We start from the raw sequence: 14697 nt of genomic DNA, 5'->3' as shown, positions 1-14697 counted from the left end.
AGAAAGGAGACGTACGTGATCAGCCACCAGCTTCCGCAGCCCGGTGACGGGCCGGCGGCGGACCGCCCCCGGGCGTACCCGCCGCACGCCACGCCGCACACCCCGCTGCGCCCACTGTGGTGCTGTCGGGCGTGCGGGCAGCCGTGGCCGTGTGCCGAGGCGCGGTTGCTGCTCAAGGCGGACTACGCGGGCAACGCGATCGGCCTGTCGATCTACCTGTGCGGGATGTTCTACGAGGCGGCCCGGGATCTCTACCGACTCAACCCCGACGACGGCCCCGCCCCCGCCGACCTGTACGCCCGCTTCGTCGCCTGGGGCCCGTACCGTCGCCGCCCACCCACCCCCGACCCCCCATGACCGGGCCACCGGTGACCCGGCTCGCCGCTCGGCTCTGGTGATCAAGAGGTTTGCGTCATCGTTGCGATCAACTCTGACGCTTTTCTCTTGATCACCAACGCCGGGGTGGGGGCGGGAGGCGCGGGCGGGAGGCGGCTAGAAGAGGTTGCCGAGGGTGCGGATGATCTCGGCGTAGAAGTTGCCCTCGATGCTGCGGAACAGCGCGAACCCCTCGCCGGGGCTGCCGAAGAACGGGCGCAGCGTCCAGGCGAGCTGGGTGCCGACGAAGCCGAACAGCAGGATCCACACGTACAGCAGGGTCATGCTGGCCGGGCGCTGCGCGTCCGGTGCGGGGCGGGCCGCCGGGTACGGCCACTGCCGGTGCTGCTGCGCCGGGTACCCGGGCGGGAGCAGGCCCGGCCCGGCCGGCACCAGGTGCTGCCCGGCCACCATCTGCTGCGGCGGGACGCCGACCGCGACGGGTACGGGCTCACCGGCCCCGTTCGCCGGGGTGGAGGCAGCCGGGGCGGCGGGAGTGGCCGGGGCGGCGGGAACTGGCGGAGTGGCCGGGACCGCCGGGGTCGCGGCGCTCGCGCCGTTCGCGCCGACCGCCACCGGCTCGGCGGCGGGCTGACCGACGGCCTGCGGCGTCACCTGAACAGCCGGCACCGCCAAGGCCGGCGCGGCCGGAGCAGCCGGGACAAGGGCCGGGGCAGCCGGGGCGACGGCCGGGGCGGCGACGGGAGGAGCCGCAGCCGGGGCGAGCAGGCCGTGGGCGTTGAGCACCTGCATCCCGCCGGTCAGGAAGCGCAGCCCGACCACCGCGCTCAGCGTCAGGATCGCGACGTTGAGCAGCTTGAAGAAGCCGTAGTCCGGGGCGGTGATCAGGAAGAACAGGCTGATCGGCGCGAACGCCACGGCCAGCATCGAGGTGACGGTGATCGCCACCATCACCAGCGCCAGCGACTGCCGCACCGACAGCCGGGCCCCGAACACGAGGTTGAACAGGTAGAGCGTGGGCAGGCAGATGGCGAGGGTGACCAGGAACAGCAGTGGGAGCTTGACCGCCGACGTCAGCGCCATCAGCACGCTGTGGAACGCCCCCAGCACCGCCCCGTAGCAGGCCAGGGCGACGCCGGAGCTGGCCAGCATGCGCAGCGTGAGGGCGTTGAGGTCGTGGTCGGCCACGATCTGCTGCCAGATGCCCTGCCGGTCGCGCAGGATGCGCTCGATGACGAGCGGGCTCGGACGGTCACCCGACACGGGCTGACCCCTTTCTCACACTGTGCTCAGTGGACGAGGTCCGCTGACCGTAGGGCACCGCCCGCCCCGCCCGCCACCCCGCTCGACTCCGGCGCGGATCGGAACGGGCCGCTCAGCGCCAGCCCACGTCGATCCGGTCGCCGCGCTCGTCGAAGAAGTGCAGGGCGTCCATGCGTACGGAGATGGCCAGCGGGTGCCCGGAGCTGACCGCCGGGTACGGGGCGAGTCGCACCGCCAGCTCGGCGGGGCGGCGGTGGTGCCGGCCCGGGTCGTTGAGCACGCTGGTGCGGTTGCCGCCGCCCCGGGCCGGCTCGGCGGGGGCCGCCTCGGCGTCACCGGAGCGCCCGGTGAGCCGCTGCATGACCTGCCCGAACCGGCGCAGCCCGCGCTGGCCGCCGCTGCTCTCCTCGGTCCGGTTGCCCATCTCGTCGACCACGATCGCGGTGGCCCCGATGTCGAGGAACGCCAGCGACTCGTGGCCGTGGTGCTCCAGGTAGCGGATCCGGCCCTGGAGGACGTGCCCGGGGGTGTCCGGCGCGACCGGGGTGAGCGCCTCGGCCCGCATCCCGACCACGATCCGCTCGCCGTGGTAGTGCGCGACGGCCCGGCTGCGGATGTCGTCCCAGGGCAGGTAGAGCGACTGCTCGCCGAGGTTCAGCGCGACGTACCGGTCGAGGTGGACGTAGACCGACGCCTCCAGCAGGTTCATCCTCGGGCTGCCGAGGAACGCGGCGACGTAGAGGGTCGCCGGCCGCCCGTACACCTGGGTGGGGGTGCCGACGTCCTGGAGGACGCCCTTGCGCATGATCGCCACCCGGTCGGCCATGGTGAGCGCCTCGGCCTGGTCGTGGGTGACGTAGATGGTGGTGACGCCCAGCTCGCGGGTGAGGGCGGAGATCTCCGCGCGCAGCTCGGCCCGCAGGCCGCTGTCGAGGTTCGACAGGGGCTCGTCCATCAGGAACAGGCCCGGCCGGCGGACGATGGCCCGGCCCATCGCGACCCGCTGGCGCTGCCCGCCCGAGAGCTGGCTGGGCTTGCGGCCCAGCACGTCGCCGATGCCCAGCGCGCTGGCCACGTCGGCGACCCGTTCCCCGCGCGGCGACGGGTCCACCCCGGCCAGCCGCAGGGGGAAGCCGATGTTGTCGCCCACCGTCATGTGCGGGTAGAGGGCGAAGTCCTGGAAGACCATGGCGATCTTCCGGTCCCGGGGCGGCAGGTCGTTGGCCAGCTCGCCGTCGAGCAGCACCGCACCGGAGGTCGGGTCCTCCAGGCCCGCGATCATCCGCAGCACCGTCGACTTCCCACAACCCGACGGGCCGAGCAGGACCATGAACTCCCCGTCGTTCACGTCCAGATTTATCTTGTCGACGGCAACTGTGCCGTCCTGAAACACCTTGGTCACATCCTTGAGCGCGACGGTTGTCACCGTCTCCTCCCCAGCCCCTCGGTTGAACCCCGAATGAATGTGACCAGGATCATGGACGCCGCACATCGGGTAAACGTGCCATGTTCGGCTCGTGACAGACCTATTACATGATCCTGCGGTTCAGCCGACTTCCCCCAGGAACACCCGCCGGACGACCCGCTCGGCGGCGTGCCCGTCCTCCAGGGCACAGAACCGCTCCCGGAACCGGCGGCGGGCCGCCGTGGCGGGCTCGGCGTCGACCGCGCCGGAGCGGAACAGGTCCAGCAGGCCGGGGAAGCTGGTGGTCACCGCGCCGGGGGGCTCGGCGAGCAGGTCGAGGTAGACGCCCCGGGCCAGCCGGTACGCCTCCCAGTCCGGCGCGTAGACCACGATCGGCCGGTCCAGCACGGCGTAGTCGAACATCGCCGACGAGTAGTCGGTGACCAGCACGTCGGCGGCGAGGTAGAGGTCCTCCACCCGGTCGTGCCCGCTGACGTCGCGCACCCGGGCCGGCCCGGGACCCGCCCCGGGATCAAGGCCCGGCCGCCGGTCCCGGTCGGCGAAGTAGTGGCTGCGCATCAGCAGCACCCCGGTCGGGCCGAGCGCGTCGCGCAGCAGCTCCGGGTCGAACGGCGGGCGGTACCCGGGCAGGTGCTCGCGGTGCGTCGGCGCGTACAGCACGACCCGGTCGCCGGGGGCGAGGCCGAGCCGGGCGCGCACCTCGCGCACCTCGGTGTCGGTGGCGGTGACCAGCCGGTCGTTGCGCGGGTAGCCCACCTCCAGCGTGGTGTACGCGGCCGGGTACGCCCGCTCCCACATCTGGGTGGAGAAGCTGTTCGCCGAGACGCTGTAGTCCCAGCGGTCCACCCGGCGCAGCAGCTTCGCGAAGTCCATCCCGACCGCGCCGACCGGGTACCGCTGCTGGTCCAACCCCATCACCTTCACGGGGGTGCCGTGGTGGGTCTGCACGTGCACCGACCCGGGGCGCTTACGCACGAAGTCGGGGAAGTTCACGTTGTTGACCAGCCACGTCGCCCGCGCCAGCACGCGGTGGTACTCGCGGGTGCCGGCGACGACGTACTCCACCCCGGGCGGCAGGGATTCGACCCGGTCCCGCCGGACGATCCACACCCCGCGCACCTGCGGGGCCAGCCGGCGGGCCGCCTCGTAGATCGCGGCCGGGTTGCAGGCGTACCCCCGGAACCAGTAGGCGGCGTAGACGGCGAGGTGCGGGTCGAGCGGCCGGCGCAGCTCCGCCAGGTAGTACTCGCGCAGCACCGCGTCGCGGCCCAGCCGGGCGGCCCGGCGGGCAACGGGCCTGCCCCGGCGGACCTGCCGCCCGGCGACCTCCCGGGCCTGGTTGGCGGCCCGCAGCGCGCTGAACGTCCGCCACCGGCCGGCGGCGACCAGCCGGTGCTTGAGCCCCTCCACGCCGGGCGGGGCCGGGTAGCCGCCGGGCGGCAGCCAGCGGGCGTGGTCGGCGGTGATCCGGTCGAAGAAGGCCGACCGCAGCTCGGGGGCGATCCGCTCGCCGTTGCCGAGCACGGTCAGGTAGTGCCAGATCATCCGCTCGAAGACCGCCGGCCGCAGGCCGTCGACCGGCGGCGTCCGCCCGTCCATCCACCGGAACACCCGGTGCCACTGGACGAAGACCTCGAAGTGCCGGTCGCCGCGGGTGCGGGTGATCGCCCCGGCCCGGCGCTGCCGGTAGTTGAGGCAGACGCGGTCGAGCACCCCGATCCGCTCGGCGGCCAGCAGCAGCGGATAGCTGAACGCGACGTCCTCGTACCAGCCGGGTTCGAAGCGCAGCCCGAGGTCGACGAGGAACTCCCGCCGCACCAGCTTGTTCCAGGCGGTGTGCAGCAGCCGCAGCGCCTCCGGCCGCTCGGCCAGCCGGAACGTCTCCTCGCCGGGCGGGGTGGGGAAGACGTCGGCCAGCGCGCTGCGGGTGGCCCGGCCGTCCCAGCGCACCCGCACGTGGTCGACGAGCAGCACGTCGGGGCGGGTCCGGCGCAGCCGGGCGGCCACCTCGGCGAGGCAGTCGGGGGCGAGCCAGTCGTCGCCGTCGACGAACCAGACGTACTCGCCGCCGGCCCGGTCCAGCCCGACGTTGCGGGCCGGACCGAGGCCGACGTTGTCGTCGAGCCGGACGGCGTGCACCCGGTGGTCCCGGGCCGCGTAGTCGGCGAGGATGTCGCCGCTGCCGTCCGGCGAGTGGTCGTCGACGCCGATGACCTCGACGTCGTCGAACGGCTGGCCGAGGATCGAGTCGAGGCACTCGCTCAGGAACGCCTGCACCCGGTAGGCCGGTACGACGAAGCTGATCAGCGTCATCGGCCGGCCCCTCACGTCAGCCCGGCTGGCGGACCTCACCGCCCGCCGGGACCCCCACGCCCCGCCGGGCGCGGGCGGGCAGGACGACCCAGGCCAGGACCACGCTCCCGACGAAAACCACGAGCAGGTACGCACCGAGTGTAGCCATGGCAATCCCCGCAAAACCGGCGAAAGCCGCTACCGCGAGCACCGCCGAGCGCCCCTCCCAGCCCAGCGTGGCACCGTGCAGCGGCGGGGCCGCCTGCCGCTTCTCCAGCCGGGCGGTCAGGTCGTAGTGGTGCAGGGTGAGCACGAAGACGTAGCCGAAGACCACCCATGCGGGGGCCCCGCCGACCACGCCGGCGGCGATCGCGAACAGGTATTCGCCGGCCCGCAGCGCCGCCGGCACCAGCCAGTCCAGCGGGCCGTTGTGCGCCGCCCCCGCCCCGAGCGCGGCGACCAGCAGCACCAGCAGCGCCACCGGCACCGCCCAGGCCAGCCCGCCCGCCTCGTCGCCGGCACGCACCCGCAGCCCCGCCGCGACCAGCAGCGCCGCCGGGCCGAGCGCCCCGAGCACCGCCAGGGTCAGCGGGCCCATCGGCCGCAGCACCGGGAACCGGGCCGCGATCGGCCCGTCGTCGCGGTGCAGGGTCGCGTCGACCGTGTCCAGCACCGGCACCCACATCCAGCGGGCCCGCAGCGTGCGCAGCGCACCCGTGTACGCGAACGCCAGCACCCCCCAGGTCAGCACGGCGACGAGGCTGACCAGCGGCCCGAACAGCGCCACCGTCAGCGCGATCAGCGCCCACCGCTCCCCGATCGGGAACACCACCGTGCGCTTCAGCCAGTACGACAGCGAGCCCGTGTCGGCCTGCACCCGGGTCGACGCGGCGTTCAGCCGGTCGCCGATCCCGCCGCCGCCCCCGCCGACGGCCTTCGGCCGGCGGGCCGCCTCGTCGTGCAGCACCCCGTACCAGGTGTCGGTCATGTGCCGGACGGTCTGCAACGTCATCGCGGCCACGGCCAGCGCCCAGCCGTAGCGGAACCCGGCGGCCGTCGCGCCATAGCCGAGGCCGGCGTAGACCAGGTATTCCTTGGCCCGGTCGGCCATCGTGTCCAGCCAGCCGCCCCACGCGCTGAAGTGCCGGGTGTAGCGGGCGAGCTGCCCGTCGACGCAGTCGAGCACGAAGCCGAGGTAGAGCAGCACCGCGCCGGTGACCAGCGCCGGCCGGCCGCCGACGCCGAACAGCACCGCCGCGACCGCCGCGAAGAGCACCGAGATCGCGGTGACCCCGGTCGGCGTCAGGCCGAGCTTCGCCGACGCCTTCGTCACGTACGGCGACCAGGTGCTGACGAAGAACGTGGTGAAGAAGTCGTCCTTCTCCTTCACCGACAGCCGCAGCTCGGCTCGGTCCTCGTCGACGGCGGCGACGGCGGCCTCGGCGGCGGCCAGCCCTGCCGGGTCGGCGACCCGGTGGGCGACGAGCAGGCGTACCCGATGGGCGAACGTCAGCGTGCCCAGCGCGGTGAGGCCGGTGAACAGCCGGTCCACGGCGGACCCGGCCGCCTCGGGCCCGGCGGCCGGCGGCGTGCCCGCGACGGCGGCCGTGCCGGCGATCGGCGTGCCCGCGACGGCGGCGCGGGCGGCGGCGGCCAGCGCGGACAGGTCGTCGCGGCCCACCCGCAGCGCGCCGCCGAACACCCCGGTCTGCCCGCCGTCGAGCCGCCCGTCCGGGCCGGCATCGACGACCTGGCCGCGCTCCTCGCGCACCACCGCCTGGCCGGGGGCCGGCGGGTCGGTCAGCACCAGGGCCACCGTCGGGCCCACCGGGCTGGTGGCCAGGTGCCGCAGTACGGCGGTGTGCGCCACCAGGTCCGTCCCGCTGACGATCACCGGCCCGGTCGCGGCGTCGACCAGCGTCGCCAGCTCGGTCAGGTTCGCGGCGCGCCGCACGTGGGTCACCCCGGCCCGGTGCCACTGCTCGGCGAGCCGGTCGGCGAGGGTGTCCCCGAGCGTGTCCCCGGCGGCTGTCGGCTGGCCCGCGGCCGGCGTTCCGGCGGCGAGCACGATCGCGACGGTCACCGCGCGACCGCGGCGTGGTACGCGTCGAGCGCCTCGGCGATCGTCCCGTCGACGGTCAGCCGCCCGGCGTCGAGGTAGAGCCCTCGACGGCAGAACCGGGTCAGATCCTTTTCGTTGTGTGACACCAGCACGAGTGTGCGTCCCTCCCGAAGCAATCTCTCGATCGTCGCATAGCACTTCTCGCGGAACTCCGCGTCCCCGACCGCCGTCACCTCGTCCATCAGCAGGATCGGGTGCGGGAGGTGGGAGATGATCGCGAAGCCGAGGCGGACCTTCATCCCCGACGAGTAGTGCCGCACCGCCGTGTCGATGGCCCGTTCCACCTGCTCGCCGGCGAAGGAGACGATCTCATGAAAGTGTTTCCGCAGGTAACGCGACGACAGGCCGTGCAGCCCGCCGACGAGGTAGAGGTTCTCCCGCCCGGTCAGGTCGTTGGAGAACCCGGCCGAGAGCTCCAGCAGCGGGGCCACGTCGCCGCGCACCCGGATGCTCCCCTCGTCGGGGATGAGCACCCCGGCGATCAGCCGCAGCAGGGTGCTCTTGCCGGTGCCGTTGCGGCCCACCACCCCGAGCGTCTCGCCGGGCGCGACGCGGAACGACACGTCCCGCAGCGGCCAGAACCGCCCGTCGTCGCCGGACCGGCTCTTGTCGGCGGCGAGTCCGGCGGTGCCCCGGCCGCCGGGACGGATGAAGAACTCGCGCAGCCGCAGCTGCCGCCGCCGGTTGCGGACGAACCGGATGCCGAGCCCGTCCGCCTCGATGATCGGATCGGCGGCCATCACAGCTCCTTGAGCACGGCGGGTTCGAGCCGCCGGAACGCCCACCAGCCGGCCACCAGCACCAGCACGCTCACCACGACCGTGGTGACGAGCAGCCGGGCGTCGGGGAACTGGTCCGGGTACCACACGGCGTGGTGCAGCTGGAAGATGCCGACCAGCGGATTCAGCTCGTACGCGGCCTTCACCCACCCCGGCAGCGTGGACTCCTGCACCAGGCTCAGGGGGTAGATGATCGGGGTGGCGTAGAACAGCACCCGGATCACCAGCCGCATGAACCGCTCGATGTCGCGCATCAGCACGTTCAGCGCCGACAGCAGCAGCGCCAGCCCGACCAGCAGCACCGCCTGCACGGCCACGGCCAGCGGCAGGGCGAGCACCGACCAGCCCGGGTGCACCTCGCCGCGCACCGCGTACGCGACGGCGATGGCGGCCAGGATCGGCAGGCCGGCGGCGTACTCGGCGAACCGGCCGGTGATCCGGCCGATGGGGAACACCTGGCGCGGCACGTTCATCGTGGTGATCAGCCGGGCCTGACCGGTGAGCGCGTTGGTCGCCTCGCTCAGCGCCGAACTGGTCCACATCCAGGCGAAGATGCCGGTGATCAGGAACAGCGGGTACGACCCGGCGGCCTGCCCCAGGTGCCGGCTCGTGTCGCCGGAATAGAGCACCCCGAAGACGAACCAGTAGATCGCGCCCATGCCCAGCGGCTCGATCAGCGACCAGAAGTAGCCCAGCACCGACTGCTGGTACTTCACCGCGAGGTCGCGGCGGACGAGGATGCGCAGCGAGTTGCGGTGCGCCCACAGGCGGGCCACGGGCCCGTGCGGGCCGGCCGCCCGGACGCCAGACGTCACCGCCCGCCTCCTCGCCCGCTCAACACTCGATCACGTTGACGGCCAGGCCGCCCCGCGCCGTCTCCTTGTACTTGACCTTCATGTCGGCGCCCGTCTCGCGCATCGTCTTGATCACCTTGTCCAGCGACACGTGGTGCACCCCGTCGCCGCGCAGCGCCAACCGGGCCGCAGTGATCGCCTTGATGCTAGCCACCGCGTTCCGCTCGATGCAGGGGATCTGCACCAGGCCCCCGACCGGGTCACAGGTCAGCCCCAGGTTGTGCTCCATGCCGATCTCGGCCGCGTTCTCCACCTGCTCCGGGGTGCCGCCGAGCGCCTCGGCCAGCCCGGCGGCGGCCATCGAACAGGCCGACCCGACCTCGCCCTGGCAGCCCACCTCGGCCCCGGAGATCGACGCGTTCTCCTTGAACAGCACGCCGATCGCCCCGGCCGCCAGCAGGAACCGGACCACGCCCGCCTCGTCCGCCCCCGGCACGAACCGGGTGTAGTAGTGCAGCACCGCCGGGATGATGCCGGCCGCGCCGTTGGTCGGCGCGGTCACCACCCGCCCGCCGGCCGCGTTCTCCTCGTTGACCGCGAGCGCGAACAGGGTCACCCAGTCCATCACCCGCAGCGGGTCGGCGCTCGCGGCGTCCGCCTCCAGGCCGCGCCGCAGCTCCGCCGCCCGCCGCCGCACCTTCAACCCGCCGGGGAGTACGCCGTCGCGGGCGCACCCGTTCTCGACGCACTCCCGCATCACCCGCCAGATGTCCAGCAACCCGGCCCGCACCTCGCCCTCGGTGCGGCGGGCCAGCTCGTTGGCCAGCATCACCTCGCTGATCGACAGCCCGTTGCCGGCGCTGACCGCCAGCAGCTCCGCCCCGGTGCCGAACGGGTACCGCACGCGGGTGGTGTCGGGCACGATCCGGTCCGCCCCGGCCGCCGCCTCGTCGACCACGAACCCGCCGCCGACGGAGTAGTACGTCCGCTCGCGCAGGAGCGCCCCGCCCCCGTCGTACGCGGCGAAGGTCATCCCGTTCGGGTGGTACGGCAGCGACCGGCGGCGGTGCAGCACCAGGTCCCGGTCCGGGTCGAAGTCGACCTCCTGCGCGCCGAGCAGGGTCAGCCGCCGCCCGGCGCGAATCGCGGCCACCCGGGGGGCGACGGTGTCGGTGTCGACGGTCTCCGGGGCCTCGCCCTCCAGCCCGAGCAGCACGGCCGGGCCGCTGCCGTGGCCGTGACCGGTGGCGCCCAGCGAGCCGAACAGCTCGGCGCGCACCCGGACGACGTCGGCGAGCAGGCCGTCGGCCTTGAGCCCGGCCACGAACGTCCGCGCCGCCCGCATCGGTCCCACCGTGTGCGAGCTGGACGGGCCGATGCCCACGCTGAAGAGGTCGAAAACGCTGATCATGTGCACTTCCTCGCCGTCGTACGCCCTTGTACGGACCCGACGGGCGAGCCTACCCGCCGCCCGCTTCCCTGCTCGGTGCGTCGGGGCGGGCCCGCCCGGGTAAGCACCTACGGGTCAGGGGTACCGGGATCCCCCTCGCGACGGAGGGCGGGTGCAACGGCGGTTCCTACCGTTGAGTCAGAGGCGGCGGGCACGCCGCAGAGTGGGAGTACGACGATGAGTCGCAAACTGGTCCGGCCCCGCGAGGGGCGCATGCTCGCCGGCGTCTGCGTCGGCCTGGCCCGCCGGTTCAACACGTCCGCCAACCTGGTCCGGCTGCTGTTCCTGCTGTCGCTGCTGCTGCCCGGCACCCAGGTGATCGTCTACCTGGTGCTGTGGGTGCTCATGCCGAACGAGGACCGCTACGCCGCCACCGCCCGCTACTGACCCGCCGCACGAGGACGCCCGCCCCGGCTCCCCCCGGGGCGGGCGTCCGTTCGCTGTCCGCGCTGGCGTTCGCGTTGCTGTTCGCGCCGGTCAGGGCGCGGTGTAGGTGACGGTCACCTTCTCGTAGCCGAGGGAGCGCAGCAGGCCCGCCAGCATCTTGTCGGTGTTCTCCTGCGCCCGGTCGGTCAGGCCGCTGTCGCGGGCGGCTGCCGTGATCCGGTCCTCGGCCAGCTTGTAGACCTGCTGTTGGCGGTTCGGGTCGCCCTTGACCAGGTCGTTGATCCGGTTGAGCAGGCCGCGCTGCTCCGCCACGACATAGCTCTTCTCCATGTCGAGGTTGGTCTGGCCGAGCTGCGGCGCGGGCAGCTTCACCTCGACGGACTTCCCGTCGGGCGAGACGACCACCGCCCCCTCACCGATCTTGGTGAAGTCGACGTACGCCTCCACGCTGCCCGCCCCGACGAAGAGGGTGCGCTGGTTGAGCAGGAACTCCGGCACGTTGTCGCGGTCGTTCTGCAGGTCGACCACGACCTGGAAGTTGCCCTCGGCCGCGACGTAGCGGCTGAGGTCCTGGATCGACTTGAGCAGCGGCGGCTGGCTGCGGTCGGTCTGCTCCTTGGCGAAGGGGTTGCGGAAGTCGGGGAACACGTTGGTGGCCTGCGCGCCGAGCAGCACGACCACGGCCACCGCCGCCGCGCCGAGCACCACGAGCAACCCCCGGGCGGGCCCGGAGGGGCCCTTGGGGGCGGGCCGGTCGACCTCACCGTCGTGGGACATCGCTCACCATCCTCGATCGAACATCGTCTGAGGATGACGTTACGGCCACCGTGCGACACCCGCCCGCCGACGGCACCGAGGCGTATGGTTCGTGGCGTGCCCAGCGGTCGTCTCATGCGGATCCACAGCGCCGAGTTCCAGGCCATGGCCGCCCGGGTCCTGCGGGTCACCGAGCTGACCTCCCGCCTGAACGTGCTGCCCTTCGAGGACGAGGCGGGCAAGGCGGAGCTGTTCGCGCAGATCCTCGGCAGGCCGCTGCCGGCGCGGGTCACCATCTATCCGCCGTTCTACACGGACCACGGCCTCAACCTCGACCTCGCCGAGCGCGTGTTCATCAACCAGAACTGCACGTTCCTCGACTACGCCGGCATCCGGCTCGCCGAACGCGTGATGGTCGGCCCGAAGGTCACCTTCATCACCAGCGGCCACCCGGTCGACCCCGAGGAACGGCGGCTGTATCTCACCGGCGCGCCCATCGACGTGGCGGAGAACGTGTGGATCGGCGCGGGTGCCACGATCCTGCCCGGCGTCAGCATCGGCCGGGACGCCGTGATCGCCGCCGGCGCGGTCGTGGCCGACGACGTACCGCCGGCAACCCTGGTCACCGGCGCGAAGGCGACCACGCGCCGCCAGTGGTGAACGCCTTTCCGGGAGCGCCGGATCGGGCCCAAGATCGTGCTCGATCGGTGCCCAAGATCGTGCTCGATCAGGGAAAGCGGGGCCTCGCTCCGGCTTGGACCCAACTCCTTCACCGATCGAGCACGATCTTGCAGGCCAGGACCCGACCGACGAGACTCCCCCGCAGACCACCGGCCCAGAACGCGCCAAAGCCAGGAGATCTTGGAAGCCGACGGCCCCTCTGGGGGCCGGATTCTTCCAAGATTCAGTCCCACCGCCTGCGGAGCAACCGAGCCAGTCAGGGCAGGTGCACAGCGCACAGTCAGGCCAGGATCGCCGTCGCCTCGACCTCGACCTCGACGTCGGGCTCGAAGAGGTAGTCGACACCGATGAGCGACGCCGGAGGCAGGGGTTGCGGCAGGCCGAGTTCCCCCGCGACGTCGTCGACGCCGGCCATGAAGTCGCCGATCCGCTCCGGCGCCCAGTTCGTGACGTAGAACGTCAGGCGGACCACGTCCGAGAAGCTCGCGCCGGCACCGGCGAGACCGTGGGCCGTGTTGCGGAGCGCCTGGGCGACCTGCCCCCGGAGGTCACCGGACGCCACCGGCCGCCCCGCCTCGTCGCGGCTGATCTGGCCCGCCACGTGGACGTGGCGCGACCCCGACGCGACCGCGACGTGGTGGTAGGGAACGGGCTGCATCATGCCCCGGGGGGAGAAGAGCTGGACACCCATCGCAATTCCTTCCTCGCACCAACCTTGGTATCACCTTGATACCTGGTGCCTAGAGGAAACTTCAACGAGACTAGGTGCCATGGCAGATACCGACCCCGGCACGGCGGAGCGTCTCGACGTCACCCCGGCGCACCGCGAACTCCTGGACCAGGTCCTCGACAAGTGGTCGCTGGAGGTGCTCAACACCCTCTGCGAACGACCCTCGCGGTTCAACGAGCTGCGCCAGGCGATCCCGGCCGTCAGCCAGAAGTCGCTGAGCGCGACCCTGCGCCGGCTCGAACGCAACGGCATCGTCGAGCGTCGCGTCCTCTCGTCGCGGCCGGTCGCAGTCGAGTACCGGATCACGCCGCTGGGCAAGACCCTCCGGTCGCCGGTCGACGCCCTCCTCGACTGGGCCGACCATCACCTGGGCGCGATCGAGACGGCCCGCCGGGCCTACGACGAGGCAGACCCCACCGCATCCTGACGGCGGACGAGGTCCCGCAGCCCGACGGCAAGCGCCCGCCCCGAGCACGGGACGGGCGCGTCACGCCTGTGGCACGGGCTGGTCAGGCGAACGCGGAAAGCCCCGTCAGCCGCTGCCCGATGACGAGCTGGTGGATCTCGGAGGTGCCCTCGTAGGTGAGCACGCTCTCCAGGTTGTTGGCGTGCCGCATGATCGGATATTCCCCCGAGACGCCGTTCGCGCCGAGGATGGTGCGGCACTGCCGGGCGATGGCCAGCGCCTCCCGCACGTTGTTCAGCTTGCCGACGCTGACCTGCTCGGGGCGCAGCCTCCCGGCGTCGGCGAGCCGGCCCAGGTGCAGCGCCAGCAGGAAGCCCTTCTGCCACTCGACGGCCATGTCGGCGAGCTTGGCCTGGGTGAGCTGGAAGCCGGCGAGCGGCCGGCCGAACTGGGTACGCGTGCCCGCGTACGCCAGGGTGGTTTCCAGGCAGTCGCGGGCCGCGCCGAGCGCGCCCCAGACGATGCCGTGCCGGGCCTCGGTGAGGCAGCTCAGCGGGGCCTTGAGCCCGGCCGCGCCGGGCAGCAGCGCGTCGGCCGGGAGCCGGACGTCGTCGAGCGCGATCTCGCCGGTGAGGGAGGCCCGCAGCGACATCTTGCGCCGGATCTCGCGCACCGACACCCCGGGCGTATCCAGGGGTACGGCGAACCCGCGCACCCCCTCCTCGGCGCGGGCCCAGATCACGGCGACGTCGGCGACCGGCGCGTTGGTGATCCACATCTTGCCGCCGTGCAGCAGCCAGTCGTCGCCGTCGCGGCGGGCGCGGGTGGCCATCGACGCCGGGTCGGAGCCGTGGTCGGGCTCGGTCAGCCCGAAGCAGCCGATCGCCTCGCCGGTCGCCATGGCGGGCAGCCAGCGCTGCTTCTGCTCCTCGCTGCCGTAGCGCCAGATCGCGTACATGGCCAGCGAACCCTGCACCGAGACCAGGGACCGCACGCCGGAGTCGCCGGCCTCCAGCTCCAGGCAGGCCAGCCCGTACGCGACGGCGGTGGAGCCGGCGCAGCCGTACCCCGTCAGGTGCATGCCGAGCAGGCCGAGCCGGCCGAACTCCCGGGCCAGCTCGCGGGCCGGCACCTGGCCCCGCTCGTACCAGTCGGCGACGTGCGGCCGGACCCGGTCGTCGACCAGCCGGCGTACGACGGACCGGATCTGGCGTTCCTCGTCGTCGAGGAGGGAGTCCAGGTCCAGCAGGTCGACAGGAGTCATCCCGCCACCCT

The 14697-nt window shown here is 72.8% G+C and carries 14 protein-coding genes; 4 read left to right on the top strand and 10 right to left on the bottom strand.

Annotation, left to right across the window (positions count from 1 at the left end; translation table 11 throughout):
• The first annotated feature begins 15 nt into the window (after positions 1-15).
• Entirely contained in the window at positions 16-357 is a 342-nt protein-coding gene (locus tag LPU61_RS26695) for a hypothetical protein (RefSeq protein ID WP_043961577.1), read from the top strand.
• Between the two features lie 135 nt (positions 358-492).
• Here LPU61_RS26695 and LPU61_RS26690 read toward each other — a convergent pair whose 3' ends face one another.
• The 7 genes from LPU61_RS26690 to LPU61_RS26660 form a co-directional block, all read right to left on the bottom strand.
• Positions 493-1599, bottom strand: a complete 1107-nt coding sequence (locus LPU61_RS26690) for a hypothetical protein (RefSeq protein WP_229406511.1) — start codon at positions 1597-1599, stop codon at positions 493-495.
• Between the two features lie 112 nt (positions 1600-1711).
• Entirely contained in the window at positions 1712-3025 is a 1314-nt protein-coding gene (locus tag LPU61_RS26685) for an ABC transporter ATP-binding protein (protein WP_229406510.1), read from the bottom strand.
• Positions 3026-3145: 120 nt separating this feature from the next.
• Positions 3146-5338, bottom strand: a complete 2193-nt coding sequence (locus tag LPU61_RS26680; protein WP_043961574.1) for a bifunctional glycosyltransferase family 2 protein/CDP-glycerol:glycerophosphate glycerophosphotransferase — start codon at positions 5336-5338, stop codon at positions 3146-3148.
• A 16-nt stretch (positions 5339-5354) separates the two neighbouring features.
• Positions 5355-7400 carry a DUF5941 domain-containing protein gene (locus tag LPU61_RS26675; RefSeq protein ID WP_374199716.1) on the bottom strand — a complete coding sequence of 682 codons (2046 nt, stop codon included), beginning with the start codon at positions 7398-7400 and terminating at the stop codon, positions 5355-5357.
• Positions 7397-8179: an ABC transporter ATP-binding protein gene (locus LPU61_RS26670; protein WP_043961573.1), complete on the bottom strand. Its 783-nt coding sequence runs from the start codon at positions 8177-8179 to the stop codon at positions 7397-7399. The genes LPU61_RS26675 and LPU61_RS26670 overlap by 4 nt, the downstream gene beginning before the upstream one ends.
• Positions 8179-8994 (bottom strand): ABC transporter permease, encoded by an 816-nt coding sequence (locus LPU61_RS26665; protein WP_043963794.1) that lies wholly within the window; start codon positions 8992-8994, stop codon positions 8179-8181. The genes LPU61_RS26670 and LPU61_RS26665 overlap by 1 nt, the downstream gene beginning before the upstream one ends.
• A 58-nt stretch (positions 8995-9052) precedes the next feature.
• The gene (locus LPU61_RS26660; protein WP_043961572.1) at positions 9053-10423 is read right to left on the bottom strand and encodes an L-serine ammonia-lyase; all 1371 of its coding nucleotides are present in this window, start codon (positions 10421-10423) and stop codon (positions 9053-9055) included.
• Between the two features lie 216 nt (positions 10424-10639).
• On the opposite strand from LPU61_RS26660, the gene LPU61_RS26655 reads away from it, so the two are divergent.
• Positions 10640-10849 (top strand): PspC domain-containing protein, encoded by a 210-nt coding sequence (locus tag LPU61_RS26655; protein WP_229406509.1) that lies wholly within the window; start codon positions 10640-10642, stop codon positions 10847-10849.
• A gap of 90 nt (positions 10850-10939) precedes the next feature.
• On the opposite strand, the gene LPU61_RS26650 is transcribed toward LPU61_RS26655, so the two are convergent.
• The gene (locus LPU61_RS26650; protein WP_043961570.1) at positions 10940-11626 is read right to left on the bottom strand and encodes a DUF4230 domain-containing protein; all 687 of its coding nucleotides are present in this window, start codon (positions 11624-11626) and stop codon (positions 10940-10942) included.
• Between the two features lie 96 nt (positions 11627-11722).
• Between LPU61_RS26650 and LPU61_RS26645 the strand changes: the two genes are divergently transcribed.
• Positions 11723-12265, top strand: coding sequence for a DapH/DapD/GlmU-related protein (locus tag LPU61_RS26645; protein WP_229406508.1), 543 nt, complete (start codon positions 11723-11725; stop codon positions 12263-12265).
• A 301-nt stretch (positions 12266-12566) separates the two neighbouring features.
• On the opposite strand, the gene LPU61_RS26640 is transcribed toward LPU61_RS26645, so the two are convergent.
• Positions 12567-12977, bottom strand: a complete 411-nt coding sequence (locus LPU61_RS26640) for a RidA family protein (protein ID WP_043961568.1) — start codon at positions 12975-12977, stop codon at positions 12567-12569.
• Between the two features lie 79 nt (positions 12978-13056).
• On the opposite strand from LPU61_RS26640, the gene LPU61_RS26635 reads away from it, so the two are divergent.
• Positions 13057-13443, top strand: a complete 387-nt coding sequence (locus tag LPU61_RS26635; RefSeq protein WP_229406507.1) for a helix-turn-helix domain-containing protein — start codon at positions 13057-13059, stop codon at positions 13441-13443.
• An 82-nt stretch (positions 13444-13525) separates the two neighbouring features.
• Here LPU61_RS26635 and LPU61_RS26630 read toward each other — a convergent pair whose 3' ends face one another.
• Positions 13526-14686 carry an acyl-CoA dehydrogenase family protein gene (locus LPU61_RS26630; RefSeq protein ID WP_043961566.1) on the bottom strand — a complete coding sequence of 387 codons (1161 nt, stop codon included), beginning with the start codon at positions 14684-14686 and terminating at the stop codon, positions 13526-13528.
• Positions 14687-14697 lie beyond the last annotated feature (11 nt).

The sequence above is a fragment of the Micromonospora sp. NBRC 110038 genome, assembly GCF_020884815.1.
In the GTDB taxonomy this organism is placed as follows: domain Bacteria; phylum Actinomycetota; class Actinomycetes; order Mycobacteriales; family Micromonosporaceae; genus Micromonospora; species Micromonospora haikouensis.
Note: the sequence above shows the minus strand (reverse complement) of the source record. Positions and strands in the feature narration are given on the sequence as shown.

Excerpts from the sequence above, each read along its gene's own strand:
- LPU61_RS26670 (WP_043961573.1), bottom strand. The coding sequence starts at position 8,179 with ATGGCCGCCGATCCGATCATCGAGGCGGACGGGCTCGGCATCCGGTTC.
- LPU61_RS26640 (WP_043961568.1), bottom strand. The coding sequence starts at position 12,977 with ATGGGTGTCCAGCTCTTCTCCCCCCGGGGCATGATGCAGCCCGTTCCC.
- LPU61_RS26660 (WP_043961572.1), bottom strand. The coding sequence starts at position 10,423 with ATGATCAGCGTTTTCGACCTCTTCAGCGTGGGCATCGGCCCGTCCAGC.
- LPU61_RS26650 (WP_043961570.1), bottom strand. The coding sequence starts at position 11,626 with ATGTCCCACGACGGTGAGGTCGACCGGCCCGCCCCCAAGGGCCCCTCC.
- LPU61_RS26635 (WP_229406507.1), top strand. The coding sequence starts at position 13,057 with ATGGCAGATACCGACCCCGGCACGGCGGAGCGTCTCGACGTCACCCCG.
- LPU61_RS26630 (WP_043961566.1), bottom strand. The coding sequence starts at position 14,686 with ATGACTCCTGTCGACCTGCTGGACCTGGACTCCCTCCTCGACGACGAG.
- LPU61_RS26655 (WP_229406509.1), top strand. The coding sequence starts at position 10,640 with ATGAGTCGCAAACTGGTCCGGCCCCGCGAGGGGCGCATGCTCGCCGGC.
- LPU61_RS26680 (WP_043961574.1), bottom strand. The coding sequence starts at position 5,338 with ATGACGCTGATCAGCTTCGTCGTACCGGCCTACCGGGTGCAGGCGTTC.